The organism is Nostoc sp. NMS9, assembly GCF_017114995.1.
Lineage (GTDB): Bacteria > Cyanobacteriota > Cyanobacteriia > Cyanobacteriales > Nostocaceae > Nostoc.
Map to the genome: position 1 here is coordinate 37768 of NZ_JABXKL010000083.1, position 16843 is coordinate 54610.

The window sequence follows — 16843 nt, forward strand, 5'->3', positions numbered from 1 at the left end:
CCACCCCCAGCCCCTCCCCGCTCTTCGGGAGGGGAGACAAAGCGTAGCTTTGGCGGGGTGGGGTTCTTCAGGTTTAATAAGTAATCTAGCGGACATGATATAACTTCTTTCTTTGTGTCCAACTCTTACGAGACGCTGCGCAAATGCGTCCAACTCTTACGAGACGCTGCGCGAATGCGGTTCGTTTTTCTTTCTTATACTTATGGTTTAGCGCATCTTCATACAGAATTGGTATTAGAAAATAAGGACTTTAGTCCTTACTACGAACTTACTTACCTGGTCAAAATTAAAATACTTTTGTATATACATAATTTCTGTAGATGAATTATTGGCTAATGAAATCAGAACCAGAAGCCTATAGCATTGCTGACCTTCAACAGCAGAAAGAGACTATCTGGGACGGCGTTCGCAATTATCAAGCTCGCAACTTTTTGCGCCAAATGGATGAAGGAGACTTAGCTTTTTTCTATCACTCCAGCACTAATCCTCCCAGTATTGCTGGGTTAATGCGTGTGTTGAAAAAAGATATTGCTGACCCGACCCAGTTTGAGCCAGAAAGTAAATACTACGACCCGAAATCAAGTTCCGAATCCCCTCGCTGGCAAACAGTTGTAGTGGAATTTGTTGAGAATTTTTCTAACCCTATCTTGCTCTCAATACTCAAAGAGGAGTTTAGCGCCGAAGAGTTTATGTTGGTGAAACAAGGAAATCGGTTATCAGTGATGCCCGTCCCTGAAGCAGTAGCTTTGAAGATTCTGGCGATGAAAACCTCCTAGTTAAAATAATTCGTAATGACGCTCTCTACGAGACGCTAAAAGCGTAGCTTGGTTCTCTGTAAGAGTACGCGGACTCGCTACCGCTACGCTAACGTAATTCGTAAAACATTTTGAAGAAGGTTGATTAACTGGACATAATGTGATTTATTCTTGCCTATTTACAGCAGATTTCAAGGAAAGTGAGATACACAACGATTCGTCTGTTATCCAGTTATAAAACGTGTTTTACTCCTGAATTCTGAATTCTGCTGTATTTATACCAATTCTGTATAAAGATGCGCCAAATTATATAAGGAACGAACTGCATTCGTGCAGCGTCTCGTCAAAGAAGGACACAAAGGAAGAAAGAAAATTTGGCGCAGCCTCACAAAGAAATGGTATTAGTTTACGCCCATTGCACAGGATCTAATTGATAGTAACGTTGCAGTTGCTCATAAAGTGCCGGATGCTTAGACAGCAATTGATGCGGTTTTTCAAAGAATGTCTCAGTCGCTACGGCAAAAAATTCTGCGGGGTTTGTTGCGCCATAGCTGTCCATTACCGTTTTTGCGCCTTGTAGAACATCATTACAAAGTTGCTGATATGCTTCTGTCATCACCTTCGCCCAAATAGGATAGTCTGAATTGTGTTGCAGTATCGGAACTCCTTCAGCTTTACCATCTTCTTGATCTAACTGATGGGCGAATTCATGAAGCACAACGTTACGTCCATCTTTCCAGTTATTAGTGTCTTGTTTTACCTGTTCCCAAGACACTACTACTTGGTCATTTGTCCACGATTCCCCCAGTCTTGCTACACGCCTTTCTTCAACAACATATTTTCCGACAGAATTCGTTTCCTGAACAAAATAAGCGTTGGGATACACCAGAATCGAACGAAGTCTAGGGAAGTACTGTCCACGTTCATTTAATAGAAGTAAACAGGCGACAGCAGCAAGAGTTAGTTTCATTTCCTCCGTCACCTGTAATCCTCTACAGCCAATAAATTGCTTTTCTGCTAAGAATACTTGAATATGTCCCTGAAGTCGTCTGATTTCATCGGGAGAAAGACAGAGATAAATGGGAAAATTATTCTCAATAATGGCATTCCAAAGTGGGGGAAAAGGACGATGTTTGAGACGGTTTCTTCGCCTTTTGACGATAATCGGATTGAATAAAATCCCAGCGATAATCAGCCCAATAAAGAGAAAGAAAACTATGATTTTAATCATTGACTTTTGAGCAGCTTACATATTTAATTCATTAGTAAGCAGAAAGTTTAGAATAATTGTTGTTGTTGTGACTCATTAACTCCCGCTATTGGATCAGAATTATGCAAGATTGAACCTTGGTGGAAAGGCTGTTTTGAAGTCCTTGCTCAACTTTGACAATCAGTTTATCAAAAGCCTCTTGATTTGCTGTCAGTTGTTCTTGAAGAACTTTCTCTAACTCAGGCTTTATTTGCTCACACATATCCTCAATTTTTTTGTCGCTCAAAAAACTAGAACGAATCCAACTAGGTACATCTACATTTGTCTTAATTACTTCTTGAACAGTCTTACGATTTAGCTCCATTCCTGCCGCCATCACCGAAGCCCCATATACTAGTGCAATCGGCCAAGTTAAATGTCCAGTTAGTATGAGAGTGATGATGCTAGCCACAGCGCCTCCACCAATTACTACATTGACGATAAACGCTACTGTCTCAGCCAGGATAGCATCTCCAATTTGCAACTCTGGGTTAACAAAATTTGGGTCAATACTATCCTCGAACCTTAAGCTGCTTCTAGGTATCTGAAACTTTCGACATATTGGATCGGTTTGTGCAGCTAAATCAGGTTGTATTTTATTGCTAAACCAAGAAGCGCATTGATGATTAATTATCTGCACGGCGCGATCGCTTTTGAGCCACTGTTCTGCACGACCGATCAAAGATGTTTCTAAATCAGCTAAAGTCCGTATTTTGTTTTTTTGCCAATCTTTTAAAGCTGGTTTAACTGCATTGACAATCAAGCCATCTGTCAAAGGCTTAGTTAATGATTCGATTAACTCCGGGATATGCCTTTCAATCAAACCTTTAAGCTTGTTCGAGGTAAATAGTTTGTTCACTTCTTGTTTAAAAGCAGCAGCACGCAGATCCCATCGTCCTACTCGTGCTAAACCCATTGCAATACACCGTTCCGGTTCTGGATCGGGGCGAAGCAGCGTTTCTGGTTCGGGAAACATTTCCTGACAAAGAAAGTGCGTAAACTTCATCCGAGATGCACCGCCAGTCATCAGCACAAGTTTCGGTACAATTCCAAGTTTTTCCAGCTTTTGTTTCGCCTCGGTTAAAGAGTTGCGAAATGATTTAATCCAACTATGATGCTCCAGTTCCGGTAAGGGTTTATTTAAAATTTCATCCATCAGCAATTTATTTACTTGGGGAATAAAATAAATCTGTTCGTTGATCGACTCGAAGCCACGCGCAAAAGATTCAGGATCGCTGTATAGTTGTTCATTAGAAAAGTAATCTTCTTTAGCTTTGCGGCAAGCAAGTTCACAACGAGCTTGGTGATGGGGATATTCCTGAAATACTTTTTCGAGTAATGCTTTTTGTTCGTGGCTGGCGAGAGTCTGGGCAAAAATAGCTTTGTCAATTAGAGATGCACCTAAAGTATTACTCCCGAAATCTATCGGGATCTCTTCTAAGCTTTTAACTAGAGTAAAATCTGTGGTTGAAGAACCAATATCGACAATTAGCACCGAGCCAACAAGTTTGTCATACTCCAACTTCCCGGCTTCCTTGGCTTGCATGAAAGCAGCCCGCGATTCGGGTACAACATTTAGTTGGGGAATACCAGCTTCTTGAAGCAGCTTTTGGTATTCTAAGCGATCGCTAACTGACCATCCTGAAGGGCAACCAATGTAAAAATAGCTACCTTTCCCACCTTCAACTTGTTTGCTTTCTTTTAAAAGGCGGTAGTAAGTTGCCACAAAAGTGCTAATTGTTTCCCGATATTTAGGATCGTTGTTGGGTTTTTGCTTGAAAGAAATTGTCAGCTGAGTAACGCCAGCTTGAATTAATGCTTGTTCGCCGATAAGATAACCGAGTTTGGGATGCCAACCAAGTGCTGTAATTTGGTTCTTCTTGTTATTAATCTCCAACATCTGGGGAGGTTCGATGCTTTCCACGATCGCTTTAGCTACAGCCGTTTCACCGTGTCCCAAATCAAAACCGATTGTTTCTAAAATTTCCATACCCTTATTGTCTATTATTCTCTAGCAGAGGAATATGCTGGCTCAATTACCCTACCGCGTCTAATCAAGCGATCGCCTTTTAACAAAGCCGGAGTTAGAGTGACGTGATCTTTGGTATCGGGATCGATACTTGGCTCAAAGTCAAAATACTCGCGATCGCTATGCGGGTCATTTGGTCGGTAAATTTGAGTGTTAATTCCCTGAGACATTAAAATTTGTGGCAGAAGTTTCGCCAGTTCATGAGCCATTTGGGGTTTATCAAGTTTTGATGCGCCCATTAGCCTTTGCAGAAAATTTAATAGTTCTGGCAATTCTTCTATTGCTAAGTCCCCTTCATGTTTATTTGATTCTTCTACTCTAGCCACTGCTAGGTCAATAGTGTTGAGAGCATCGCCAAGGCAATCTAGAAATACTTTGCTATCAACCCGGAGAATCGGTTGGGGTAATTCCAATAGCCCTTCAGATATAGAATTATTTTGCTGGTTGTTTAATTCGAGTTGAAGTAAAATTTCTAGTCCTATAAGTAGAGAAGTTAATAAGATAGCCATCCACGCACCTGGGGTAGTTTTAGTTAAAGAAAACAATGAGCCTAAGATGCCGATAGAAACTAGCCCCTGTAATAGTTTCAGGATTAATCTGCTCGAAAAAAATTTTGTACTTGGGTTAGGAATTTGCCTTTGCTCTGTTGAAGCAGCTTGAAGATAGTTAGCTGCTGCAAGGGTTGCGATAGACTGCCGCAGGGTATCCAGGAAAAAGGAAGCCAGACGAACTTGAGCCAAATTAAGCTTTTCAATATAAATTCTTTCGAGATTATCGAGTCGGTTTTGAACCAGTTTAACTATTTGCTCAATGCCGATTGTATTATCAATATCTGTCTGGAGTTGGTTGCGTTCTTCGCTAAAAAGTGAGGTGATTGTTTTCATTGCATTGATTAAGACTTTAACGTTATTAATTAGGAGTGAAATCAACACTCATTTTTTCATTTCACCCTGTAATCACATAATGACGGAATAATTCATAATTTCTAATTATGAATTAGGTTGATTGCAAATTACTACCCATCAAAAGGAGGAGCAGAATGTTTATCTGCGTCATTGCAGACTACGGTACAGGAGATCCGGCATTTACTGAAGTCACACAACGTCTGCTGATGACTTTTCCCCATGCCCAAATTCATTTGCTTTCGGTTCCAGCATTCAGTACCTTAGCAACGGGATTCTGGATTGCTCAACTGGGACTTAACCCAGGCCCTAGCGATCGCCTAATTTATCACAACTGTGCGCCTCGTCAAGATGATCCAGAAGCCCGTCGAGACAATGAAGGTGAAGGACTAACTTATGCCCTTTTATCCAATGGTGTAAAAGTAGTGGGTGTAAATGCAGGCTACACCCTCTCTTTTATCAAAGACTATACAAAGGAGTTGCGAGTGGTCAACGTTTCTCGTGGTGGATCGCAGTTTCGCTCACGGGATGTATTTCCTCCGGCGGCGGCTGCCATTATGAGTGAAGATTTTAGCTTTCTGGGAGATAGCCTTAAAAGTGAGCAAATCCCAGATGTTCCACCAGATCGAATTGCCTGGATTGATGGCTACGGCAACATCAAAACAACTATCGGGGCCCATACACTTAATTTGGAGCCTCAAAGCAAGATCGTGATCCGGATTGGAGATGTGGTCAGCGATGCAGTGTATTCTGATGGTAGTTTCAAAGTATCTGAAGGAACTTTAGCTTTTGCTCCTGGTAGTTCTGGTTGGTCAAAAGGCGATTCAGGAGAACCATTGCGCTTCCTAGAGCTATTTCTGCGAGGAGGGAGTGCTTGGGAACGCTTTGGTCGTCCCCGTGTGAATCAGCAAGTAACTCAAATTGCCTAAAATTTGGTAGCTGGGTTTATCGAGTTGTCCTGACTAAAAGCGATTAGATTTGTGCCACACCGCCATCGACGAACAATTCAATGTCGGTAATATAACTGCTGTCGTCCGAAGCCAGGAACACGACAGCTTTTGTGACTTCATCCGGTGTTCCTAGGCGCCCCAAAGGAATGCCATTCAACATCGCCGTATGCATTTCGTCAGTTATCCCCAGGCGATCGTCAGCGGCTGTGGGGATAATCCCAGGGCTGACAACATTGACCCGGATGTGGCGTTCTTTGAGGTCAACCGACCAAGTGCGTGCGAATGAGCGCACGGCTGCCTTAGTCGCAGCATAAACAATAGACCTCTTGCATAAATCAAAAATAAGAACTCCACCCCGCCAAAGCTACGCTTTGTCTCCCCTCCCCGCAAGCGGGGAGGGGTTGGGGGTGGGGTGTTAGGGACTTTTGCAAGAGGTCTAATCTATTCGTTCACAACTTATTTCCACTTTTCCCTGTCTACCCACACCCAAATCAATCAGCGATCGCTTTTAGTTTAAACTTCAGACTCTACCAAGTGAAAAAGAGCGATCGCTCCCCCATTTTCAACAGTAAACAAGAATAATCAACATGACGAAAGAGAGTGGCTACTTTACTTTCCCCTACAGTAGTCCTTATGATATTCCTCGTTCAGTTTTATGCCATATATCTATTATTTTAAGGTGAATTCGACGAAGCTAAAAAGCCACCGCAGTCAAAGCAGGTAAATCTTTAGAGTTAATAAGGTCACTAGTCAGTTACGTTTTAAGCTAAAGCGCTGGCATGGTGGCGGATATGATCTTCAATAAAAGTGGCGATAAAATAATAACTGTGATCGTAGCCTTGTTGGTAACGTAAGTTTAGCGGCTGATTAACATCTGCACAAGCTTGCTCAAACACCTTTGGTAATAATTCCTCAGCTAAAAATTTATCAGCAGTCCCTTGGTCAATGAGAATTGAACTGTGATATCTTTGTTGTTTGACTAATTCACTAGAATCATAAGCACGCCAACTTTCTTGATTGCTGCCAAGATAACCACTGAAAGCTTTTTGACCCCAAGGACAACGCATAGGTGCAGCTAGAGGTGCAAAGGCTGATACTGATTTATAGAGTTCTGGGTTTCTGATTGCACAGACAAGCGCCCCGTGTCCCCCCATTGAATGACCGAAGATACCTTGTTTATCAGGTTGGGTGGGGAAATTTGCGTTAATTAAAGCAGGTAATTCCTCAACAATATAACTATACATTTGGTAGTTTTTACGCCAAGGTTCTTCTGTAGCATCAACATAAAAGCCTGCACCTGTGCCAAAATCCCAGTCGTCATCCTCACCTGCAATGCCAGTATTACGCGGACTAGTATCTGGTGCAACCAATATTAAACCGTACTCAGCCGCAAAGCGCTGCACTCCTCCCGCCTTAACCATAAAATTCTCTTCCGTGCAACTCAAACCAGATAGGAAATAGAGAATCGGCGCAGGTTTTTGAGTTGCTTGTGGTGGTTGATAAATACTAAAGCGCATTTCACCGTTACAGGTTGAGGAGGGATGACTGTAAAAGCCGAGTTTGCCACCAAAGCAAATAAATTCGGAAATGAGGTTGAGGTTAGGCATTGGTTGTATTCTATTTCCTGAGCGGTTGTGGGAGAATGATTATTTTAGCGTGAGTTTAAATATGTTCCTCTTGCCTGCACAACTTGGGGTAAAACTAGCGAGGATTTAGTTGCTTTCCTTGATGCTTGTCTTGCAACTAAAAGTTGCAAGTATCAACCCCTAATTGCACAATTTTGGTTGATTTCAAACACAATAATTCAGCCAATGTACAGCCAATTTGCAGCAGTTTTGGCTCGGATTAGAACACCTAGACCTGACCAGAAACAAGCGAGGAAAGTCCCCTGGCTGGTTGGACTTCCGGTAGGCCCAGAGCGCCACGGACTCGTTATCCGATTGTGAAAAAAGCTTTTACCAAGCCTAAGAAAGTATCTAAAAATACTGCCTAACTGCTTTTCATTTCTTTTATTACTCTGAGTTCATTTCATTGTTCGACATGGAATCAATTGCTTCAAATGTCGAGCTATTTTTGCTTGCTTTAATCTAAACTCCAGTTAGAGGGATCGAGTTTTAAAAGCTGACAAAACTTAAAATAATCAACTTGAGAGTTAAATTCACCAGTCCAGTAGCCCTTCACGGCTACAATCAACTTAAGATCCAAAGGTTTGCTTCATTTTTGAAAGAAGCTTCGAGATGGACTCCCCATGAATAATAGAACCATGCATTGTTGCAAGGTACTTAATAGGTAGATTCTCTATTGCCTCAATCCCTCGAGTGAAGCTTTTTCCTTCAGACATAAACCCGACTTTTTGCTGAAAGTTAATGATAGATTCTGTAAGATCCTTTTCGGTAATCGGTTCCTCGAACTGACCAGGATGAGCCGCAAGATCAGAACAAAAAAGGATCTCCTCTTGCGGCTGATAGAATATACAACCCTCCCATCCATGAGGGAAATGAGGAGTTTCAATCAGTATGATATCTCTTTTACCCAAGGAAAGAGCAAAGTTATTCTTAAGAGCCGTTGTTGGTCGCAGTGCAAAGTCATCCATGTTCGATTGATTCAGAGGACTTACAATTGTTTTTGCTTGTGGCGCTGCTTCAAGCCATTGATTAAGCGCTCCGCACTCATCAGCCTCAAGGTGACATAAACCAATGTAATGAAGTTTTGAAGCATCGCAGACAGACGAAACAAGTTCATAAGTTTGCTCGAACCAATTTGAGCGACCCGTATGAATAAGCATCGGACGCTCATCAAGGATAAGGAATTGACTGAAAACAAACTTTTTATTATTAGAGATAGAAAGCTTATATATATTAGGAACTATCTCATCTATCCGCGTGAAGTTAGCATTGATATGCGTAAACATTATATTTTTTTGGTTTATTAAAAGACTTAACTCTCAGTAGAAATATCTAAAAAGGAGAATTGCTGAACTAAAACAAGAAGAATTGATTTGGGATGAATTTTCATAATCTGCCTCTAAATATTAAACTACTGTTTAACGATAGGTTTACAGTTGTTTGTCACGAAAAAGGGTGATAATAGCTATATTGTAAAAGTTTTGGATTAGGACAGTAGATATGACATTGAAAAACACCTTTGGTGAATATAGTTTCGTTAGTAAAGTAGACGTTACTGATCTGGAAGCTAGTGTCAAATGGTACACTGAAAAACTCGGTTTAGTTCTTGAATCAAAATATGACACGCCTAGCTGGAGACAGTTTAGTATCCCTGATATTGAGCGCTTTGCAATTGGACTGAACTTAAGTAACTCAGTTGAAGCAGGTAATACTGTTAGCACCTTTGTTGTAAAGGATATAGTTGCTGCTCGTCAAAGCCTTATTGAAAAAGGAGTTGAAGTTGGGCCAATTACAGACGTCGGTCACGGAGTTCAATTGTCTGTCTTTAAAGATATTGACGGAAACTTGTTGGGACTTCGGCAAAATCCGCAGTCTTAACTAGCTTATTGCTGAAATCGGTGATTTAGGTAGCAACTGAACTCATGTTACTACCTAATCCCCAAGCTGTGCAGATAGCGCTTTAGATGTACGTGCGCTCAATGCCTTGCCTCCGAAACGCCAACCTGGTAGCGAAGTATATGCTGATTCAGCTTATACTGCTTATACCGTCGATAATGATCTGGAAGAAAGTAGTCAAATATTCTTAAAAGTAATGCGTAACAGGAATTCCTTGCGTCAAGACCAACCCTAGAATAAATAGATCAAACAATCTACTCAACATGATATTAAAACCGTATTCAGTGGTATTACTGGTGTTTTTCCAAAATTTATTCATGCTTGTACTTGGCTAGGGTTTTTACTGAAGATTGAAGCATTTATTTTTTCATTTAACCTACAATAAATATTCCTGAGATAAGTTAAATATTCGACGCTAAATAATTCAGTATTTAGTCAAAGTTGACAGTTGAGCTACGCGTAACCGTCAACTTGTGATGGCGATCGCATGAATTGACGGATGCAAAAAAATCTAAAATTTGATAACTAGCAACTTGGGCTAATAGCGATCGCTCTAACCAACTTCGTCACAACCGTTAACGTTGGCATAGCAGTCCAAACTGCGGGCGTATGATGAATTGTGACGAGTTGTCGAGAGAGCTTTGCTTGTCAGATATTCCATTAGACTTATCCGCCAGACGTGTATAATTCATACTGAATTCTGACTTATTTCTTATTAAAGTAGTAATTATTACTAATCATGACTAATTATTTTTTGAGGCTTTATAGCTTCTTAATAATATTTCAGAAAATATATCGATGTAATTAATATCTGCAATCAGCAAAATAGCAAAGGAGGAATGATTTTTCTGCTTGTAAATTCCTTCATTAATTAGGCTGGAAAATCAAATTTAATTTTCGATCAATGGATCAATGATTTATGGATTATGCTCTTGTCCTTAAATCATCCAATTTTTATCTCTTATCCAAAAGTTTCACTAACAACTAGATACCTAAACTTTAGCGGAGAACTGCAAGAACATGAATATTCAGAATACAGGCATACTTTTCCTTGACTCCTCCGTTAATAACTATGAAATATTGCTGAAAAATGTTGTATCAGAAATTGAGGTAATAGTCCTTGCATCGAGCCAAGATGGAGTAGAGCAAATTACTCAAATACTGTTACAACGCCCTAGAGTTGAAAGTGTCCACATTGTTTCTCATGGTTCTCCCGGTTGCCTTTACCTGGGTAATACTCAACTCAGTCTCAGCAGTTTAGAACGCTATACCCAAGAGCTACAAACTTGGTTCTCTCCATCTCTAATACTCTACGGCTGTAACGTCGCAGTTGGTGATGCAGGAGAGGAATTTTTACAGAAGTTACACCGATTGACAGGAGCAAATATTGCTGCTTCTACTACACCAACAGGTAATGCGGCGTTGGGAGGAGATTGGAATTTACAGGTTCAAGTTGGCAAAGATTTCCCCATCCCACATCCTATAGCTTTGGCATTCCGACAAGAGATTCTTTCTACTTATACAGGAATACTTGCTCCTGGAAACCTGGATAGTACCTTTGGAGTTGGTGGTAAAGTCATTACAGATATTGGTGGTAGTGACACAGCTTATGGTGTTGCCATTCAAGCGGATGGCAAGATTGTAGTAGTAGGAGAAACCTACAATAGTAATGGTAACTTTGCGGTGGTTCGCTATAATCCAGATGGTAGCCTGGATAGCAGCTTTGGCACTAGCGGCAAGGCGATCGCAGATTTTGCTAACCAAACCGATAGAGCCTACAGCGTTACCATTCAGTCAGATGGCAAAATTTTAATCGGCGGAATTACCTACAATGGCAACCAAACTGATGCTGCTCTTGTACGCTACAACTCTAATGGCAGCTTAGATACTACCTTTGGCAGTGGCGGAAAAATTTCTACAAACTTTGAGGGTAAAAGCGAATGGATAGAAAGTATTGCCGTCCAGCCAGACGGCAAAATTGTTGTGGGGGGATCTGTTGACCCGAATGACTTCGCCCTGATACGTTACAACTCAGATGGTAGTCTGGATACTAGCTTTGGTAATGGGGGTAGGGTTATTACTTCCATGAGCGACGGTCAAGACTTTATTGCAAGTATCGTGATTCAGCCAGACGGTAAGGTTGTAGTGACTGGGGGTGTCATGGTTAATGGCAACAATAATTTTATCTTGGCACGTTACAACTCGAATGGCAGTATAGATACTAATTTTGGCAGTAACGGTAAAGTAATCACAGACTTTCCTGGCAGAGATGACTTTGGAAATAGTGTTGCTCTGCAATCTGATGGCAAAATTGTCGTGGCGGGATCTACTGGGGACATTGGTGCTAATGGAGATTTTGCTCTAGCACGGTATAACTCTGATGGCACTCTGGACGCTAATTTTGGTAATAGCGGTAAGGTTGTTACAGATTTAGGCAGCAGCAATGATGCTGGTCAAAGTTTGGCCATTTTGCAGAATGGCAAAATTGTCGTGTCTGGGTTTGCTCAAAACGGAAGCTCGCGCCGTGATTTTGCTTTAGCTGTCTACAACTCTAATGGCAGCTTAGATACCAGCTTTGGCAATAGTGGTAAAGTTATAACCCCCGTTGGCAGTAGTTATTTTCAAGACACTGCGGTTGCCGTTCAGTCTGACGGTAAAATTGTGGTTACAGGAAGTGACAACGGTAACTTTGTTGTAACACGTTACGAGGCACCCTTTAGTAATGTTTCTACTCCCTATGTAACTTATTACAAACTAGCAACAAGCGACTTTTTCCAAGACTGGTCAAATACTAATTTGATTAATACGGATGATGATTGGAGTAATTTACCCAATATTAGGGGTTTTCGAGGTGATGGTTTAGTTAGTAGTATGGGTACTAACCCACAAACAGTATTAGCTGATGGGTCTGCAACTCCTGTTGATGTGAATGCTAATCAAAGTAATCCAAATACCTACACAAATAGCGGGATTACAGAATTTGCATTGAGCAATCCAACTATTGCCCTCAGAGGTTCATCAACCGCTACAGCGCCGAATTTAGTTATTTATTTAGATGCTACTGGAAGGCAGAATGTTCTACTTTACTTCACCCTACGTGACATAGATACCTCAACCCGCGATGCCATTCAATCTGTTGCTGTACAATACCGCATTGGGGACACAGGAGATTTCATCAATCTGCCATCAGCTTTTGTACCCGATGCTTCTAATAACGCCTCAACCTTAGTGTCTTCTGACGCACGGGAAGCACGCCTAATTGTTTTATTGCCACCCGAAGTTACCAATCAGGCAAAAGTCCAAGTTCGCTTTATTACTACTGATGCGAATGGGGAAGATGAGTGGATTGGGGTTGATGATATCAAGGTTACCAGTGCGGCTATTGGCACTAATCAGCCACCAATAGTTAAAAACGATACTTATTTTGTAGCAGTAAACACACAATTACAGACTGCTGCTGCAATTACATCGCTGACTTTAGATAGCGATCGCGGTAACTATATCGGTCAAAGTGATTACTATAGCTATAGTCCCACCCCAAATAAGATTAGCGCTGTCCGTGCCTACCCCACAAATTCCAGTAAGAATAATGCTATCCGAATTAGTTTCTCTGGTATTACCGATTCGTGGGATCTTTCATTTGCAGCTCCATTTAATGCTCCACTGACAGCAGGCACTACATACACAGGTGCGGCGCGTTTCCCATTCCAAGCCTCTAATCAGCCTGGTTTAGATGTCAGTGGTAATGGACGAGGCTATAACAGTCTCACAGGTCAGTTTACAGTCAACCAAATCACCTATGGTTCTGGCGACGAAATTCTCAACTTTGATGCCACCTTCCAAGAATACGGTGATGTCGACCCTGCCAGCGAAAGTTTCAAAGGCCGCATTCAATACCGCGCTACCCCTAACAATTTAGTTGCTGGTGTATTAACCAATGACTCAGATATTGAAAACACGCCACTGAAAGCAACTTTAGTGTCTGGGACAAACAACGGTAGCCTCGTTTTCAATTCTAATGGGTCTTTTACTTACACTCCTAATGCTGGCTTTCAAGGTGTTGATACATTCAGCTATAAAGCTAATGATAGGATTGCAGATTCTAATATTGCCACAGTAACTTTAAATGTTGGTAATCAAGCGCCTACAGTCACTTTGGCCAGCACAAACCCCACTTACTTTGAAAATGCACCCAGCATCTTCATCGACCCTAGTGCAACTGTCACAGACTTTGATTCCCAAGACTTTGATTCAGGTAAATTAACTGTTCGCTTGAGTAATGGCGGAACTGCTGATGACCGTTTTGCCATTCAAAACAGCCCGACAAATAAAATTGAATACTTTGGCACAAATGTTTTTTACAATACTAGTCTAATTGGTAATTACACTGGTGGTATCGGCATCCAAGATTTAATAATCAGCTTTAACTCTCAAGCTACGCCTACTGCCGTCCAAGCCTTGATACGTAGTATTAGTTACGCCAATGTCTCTGAGAATCCCTCCACTACTCCCCGTCTTGTCAGCTTTGTATTGACTGATGGTGATGGGGGTACTAGTGCCACAGTTTCCAAGACGATTAACGTTACCGCTATCAACGATTCTCCGACAATCAGTTTGCCAGGAACTAATCCCACCTACACTGAAAACGACCCTGCTATCTTCATTGACCCTGGTGCAAACGTCCTAGACCCTGATTCCCAAGACTTCGATTCCGGTAAATTGACTGTTCGCTTCAGTAATGGTGGAACTGCTGACGATCGCCTCATCGTCCAAAGCAACACAACAAATAAAATTGAAGTCAACAACAACACAAGCTTTTTGTACAATGGTAGCTTTATCGGTACTTTCAATGGCGGTATTGGCACTCAAGACTTAGTAATCAACTTTAACTCTAAAGCTACGCCTACTGCCGTCCAAGCTGTGCTACGTAGTATTAGTTATGCCAACATCTCTGAGAATCCCACTACTACTCCCCGTCTTGTCAGCTTTGTATTGACTGATGGTGATGGGGGTACTAGTGCCACAGTTTCCAAGACGATTAACGTTACCGCTGTCAACGATTCTCCTACAGTCAGTTTGCTAGGGACTAATCCCACGTACATTGAAAATGACCCTGCTATTTTCATTGATCCTGGTGCAACCGTCCTAGACCCTGATTCTCAAGACTTCGATTCAGGTAAATTGACTGTTCAATTCAGTAATGGTGGAACTGCTGACGATCGCCTCATCATTCAAAACAATACAACGAATAAAATTCAAGTCAATGACACAAGCATTTTGTACGATACTAGCTTTATCGCTACTTTCAGTGGCGGTATTGGGACTCAAGACTTAGTAATCAACTTTAACTCTAAAGCTACACCTGCTGCTATCCAAGCCTTGATACGCAGTATTAGTTACGCCAATATCTCTGAGAATCCCTCCACTACTCCCCGTACTGTCAGCTTTGTGTTGACTGATGGTGATAGCGGTACTAGTACTACTGTCTTTAAGACGATTAATATTACTGCTGTCAACGATTCTTCTACAGTCAGTTTGCCAGGAACTAATCCCACCTACACTGAAAATGATCCTGCTATCTTCATTGATCCTGGTGCAACCGTCCTAGACCCTGATTCTCAAGACTTAGATTCAGGTAAATTGACTGTTCAATTCAGTAATGGCGGAAGTGCTGACGATCGCCTCATCATCCAAAACAATACAACCAATAAAATTCAAGTCAATGACACAAGCATTTTGTACGATACTAGCTTTATCGCTACTTTCAGTGGCGGTATTGGGACTCAAGACTTGGTAATCAACTTTAACTCTAAAGCTACACCTGCTGCTATCCAAGCCTTAATACGTAGTATTACTTATCTCAACATCTCTGAGAATCCCACTACTACTCCCCGTACCGTTAGCTTTGTGTTGACTGATGGTGATGGTGGCACTAGTGCCAGAGTTTCCCAGACGATTAACTTGACTGCTGTCAACGATGCCCCAGTTGTTACCCCAAATCAAAGCTTCAGTGTTAATGAAAACAGCAGTAATAACACGGTGATTGGTACTGTAGTTGCTACCGATGTTGAGGGAACTAGCTTATTTTCCAACTGGACAATTCTTGATGGCAATCTTGACCTCGATGGAGATGGGAAAACTGCTTTTAGCATCAACCCCACTTCGGGACAAATTACTGTTAGCGATCGCGATGATCTTGACTTTGAGAGCCATCCTAACTTTCAATTACAAGTTACTGTCAGTGATGGCACTGATACGAGTACCAAACAAGCGATCACTATCAATCTGAATGATGTCAGCGAAAAAACTATCTCTGGTACGTCTTCAGGCAATAAGCTGAATGGCGGTGCAACTGATGATACCATCTACGGCTATGCAGGAAATGACTACCTTTACGGTCAGGATGGTAACGATCGCCTGATTGCTGGTGCTGGCAATGATTACCTTTATGGTGGTAAAGGCGATGATATTCTTGATGGTGGTGATGGCATTGATTACGTAAATGAATCAGCTGATGTCAACTTTACCTTAACTAATACTCAACTAAGCGGTTTAGGTAGTGATAGCCTGATCAATATTGAACGAGTAACGTTGACAGGTGGCATTAGTAAAAATACCTTAGATGCTTCATCATTCACCATTGGTAGTGTCTATCTTTATGGCGGTAATGGTAATGATAGCCTCTTAGGCGGCAGTAATAATGATTACCTGTACGGTCAGAATGACAGCGATCGTCTAATTGGCAATGCTGGCAATGACTACCTTTATGGTGGTGCAGGTGACGACATCCTGATTGGCGGTGCTGGCAATGATTTACTCTATGGACAAACAGGTGCGGATATTTTTGTTCTCGCATCAGGAAACGGCAGTGATAGCATCTTTGATTTTAAGGATGGTATCGACAAACTTGGTTTATTCGGTGGTTTAACTTATGGGGCTTTAACTATCTCTGCAAGTAGTAATAAGACTTCTATTCGGATTACTTCCACAAATGAGACATTAGCTATTTTAAGCGGCATCAATCCCAGCTTGATTACAGAGAGTGATTTTATAGCAATGCTCTAAAATCTGTGTCTTCGTGTCCTGCATCATGATTTTGGAATGGAGTTTATGAGTTTACCTCCAGAAATTTTAGAGGAAAAATCATAAACTCTTAAATCAAATCCACTCCCCCACGCCTTACTACGGTGTATACATAAGTCCTAAAAACCTAGCTTGATAAGACTTTTCTCGTTCCCAGTCTCCGACTGTCCATGCATTCATTGAGTCAGAGACTCTATGCCTGACTGGAGGCAGCAGCACATAATAGCCATTCCCATGCAGAGTATGGGAACGAGATAAACGAGAGAACAATGGAAAACCAAGCTTTTTTCGACTTGTGTGTACATCGTAGGTTAGAAACACGTGCTTTTGGCAATTTGGCATCCAAAGTTTTTC

General features: G+C 41.5%; 11 protein-coding genes. 5 read left to right on the plus strand and 6 right to left on the minus strand.

The annotated features are described in order from the left end of the window. Positions 1 to 320 precede the first annotated feature (320 nt). Positions 321 to 776, plus strand: coding sequence for an EVE domain-containing protein (locus tag HWQ40_RS26485; protein WP_292783946.1), 456 nt, complete (start codon positions 321 to 323; stop codon positions 774 to 776). A 385-nt stretch (positions 777 to 1161) separates the two neighbouring features. Here HWQ40_RS26485 and HWQ40_RS26490 read toward each other — a convergent pair whose 3' ends face one another. From HWQ40_RS26490 to HWQ40_RS26500, 3 genes are all read right to left on the minus strand, one after another. Next, a complete protein-coding gene (locus tag HWQ40_RS26490; RefSeq protein WP_292783949.1) occupies positions 1162 to 1986 on the minus strand; it encodes a M90 family metallopeptidase in 825 nt (274 codons plus the stop codon). An 85-nt stretch (positions 1987 to 2071) separates the two neighbouring features. Then, a complete protein-coding gene (locus HWQ40_RS26495; protein WP_292783952.1) occupies positions 2072 to 3994 on the minus strand; it encodes an Hsp70 family protein in 1923 nt (640 codons plus the stop codon). Positions 3995 to 4008: 14 nt separating this feature from the next. Beyond that, on the minus strand, positions 4009 to 4917 hold the full coding sequence (locus HWQ40_RS26500; protein ID WP_292783954.1) for a hypothetical protein: 909 nt from the start codon (positions 4915 to 4917) through the stop codon (positions 4009 to 4011). Between the two features lie 155 nt (positions 4918 to 5072). Between HWQ40_RS26500 and HWQ40_RS26505 the strand changes: the two genes are divergently transcribed. Further along, on the plus strand, positions 5073 to 5864 hold the full coding sequence (locus HWQ40_RS26505) for an S-adenosyl-l-methionine hydroxide adenosyltransferase family protein (RefSeq protein WP_292783957.1): 792 nt from the start codon (positions 5073 to 5075) through the stop codon (positions 5862 to 5864). Positions 5865 to 5907: 43 nt separating this feature from the next. On the opposite strand, the gene HWQ40_RS26510 is transcribed toward HWQ40_RS26505, so the two are convergent. Both HWQ40_RS26510 and fghA read right to left on the minus strand, forming a co-directional pair. After that, complete coding sequence (locus HWQ40_RS26510; RefSeq protein WP_292783959.1) at positions 5908 to 6177, minus strand: SDR family oxidoreductase; 270 nt, start codon at positions 6175 to 6177, stop codon at positions 5908 to 5910. 469 nt (positions 6178 to 6646) lie between these two features. Beyond that, on the minus strand, positions 6647 to 7492 hold the full coding sequence (fghA, locus tag HWQ40_RS26515) for an S-formylglutathione hydrolase (RefSeq protein WP_292783962.1): 846 nt from the start codon (positions 7490 to 7492) through the stop codon (positions 6647 to 6649). Positions 7493 to 7696: 204 nt separating this feature from the next. Here fghA and HWQ40_RS26520 point away from each other — a divergent pair, with 204 nt between their 5' ends. Then, entirely contained in the window at positions 7697 to 7831 is a 135-nt protein-coding gene (locus HWQ40_RS26520) for a hypothetical protein (protein WP_292783965.1), read from the plus strand. A gap of 248 nt (positions 7832 to 8079) precedes the next feature. Here the strand turns inward: HWQ40_RS26520 and HWQ40_RS26525 are convergent, their stop codons facing one another. Beyond that, on the minus strand, positions 8080 to 8796 hold the full coding sequence (locus tag HWQ40_RS26525; protein WP_104908532.1) for a hypothetical protein: 717 nt from the start codon (positions 8794 to 8796) through the stop codon (positions 8080 to 8082). Between the two features lie 214 nt (positions 8797 to 9010). Between HWQ40_RS26525 and HWQ40_RS26530 the strand changes: the two genes are divergently transcribed. Together HWQ40_RS26530 and HWQ40_RS26535 are read left to right on the plus strand one after the other, a co-directional pair. Further along, positions 9011 to 9388, plus strand: coding sequence for a VOC family protein (locus HWQ40_RS26530; protein WP_292783971.1), 378 nt, complete (start codon positions 9011 to 9013; stop codon positions 9386 to 9388). A gap of 1038 nt (positions 9389 to 10426) precedes the next feature. Continuing rightward, positions 10427 to 16471: a DUF4347 domain-containing protein gene (locus HWQ40_RS26535; protein ID WP_292783974.1), complete on the plus strand. Its 6045-nt coding sequence runs from the start codon at positions 10427 to 10429 to the stop codon at positions 16469 to 16471. The last annotated feature ends 372 nt before the right edge of the window (positions 16472 to 16843 follow it).

Coding starts and splice junctions, on each gene's coding strand:
- HWQ40_RS26485 (WP_292783946.1), top strand. CDS start 321: ATGAATTATTGGCTAATGAAATCAGAACCAGAAGCCTATAGCATTGCT.
- HWQ40_RS26490 (WP_292783949.1), bottom strand. CDS start 1,986: ATGATTAAAATCATAGTTTTCTTTCTCTTTATTGGGCTGATTATCGCT.
- HWQ40_RS26495 (WP_292783952.1), bottom strand. CDS start 3,994: ATGGAAATTTTAGAAACAATCGGTTTTGATTTGGGACACGGTGAAACG.
- HWQ40_RS26500 (WP_292783954.1), bottom strand. CDS start 4,917: ATGAAAACAATCACCTCACTTTTTAGCGAAGAACGCAACCAACTCCAG.
- HWQ40_RS26505 (WP_292783957.1), top strand. CDS start 5,073: ATGTTTATCTGCGTCATTGCAGACTACGGTACAGGAGATCCGGCATTT.
- fghA (WP_292783962.1), bottom strand. CDS start 7,492: ATGCCTAACCTCAACCTCATTTCCGAATTTATTTGCTTTGGTGGCAAA.
- HWQ40_RS26520 (WP_292783965.1), top strand. CDS start 7,697: ATGTACAGCCAATTTGCAGCAGTTTTGGCTCGGATTAGAACACCTAGA.
- HWQ40_RS26525 (WP_104908532.1), bottom strand. CDS start 8,796: ATGTTTACGCATATCAATGCTAACTTCACGCGGATAGATGAGATAGTT.
- HWQ40_RS26530 (WP_292783971.1), top strand. CDS start 9,011: ATGACATTGAAAAACACCTTTGGTGAATATAGTTTCGTTAGTAAAGTA.
- HWQ40_RS26535 (WP_292783974.1), top strand. CDS start 10,427: ATGAATATTCAGAATACAGGCATACTTTTCCTTGACTCCTCCGTTAAT.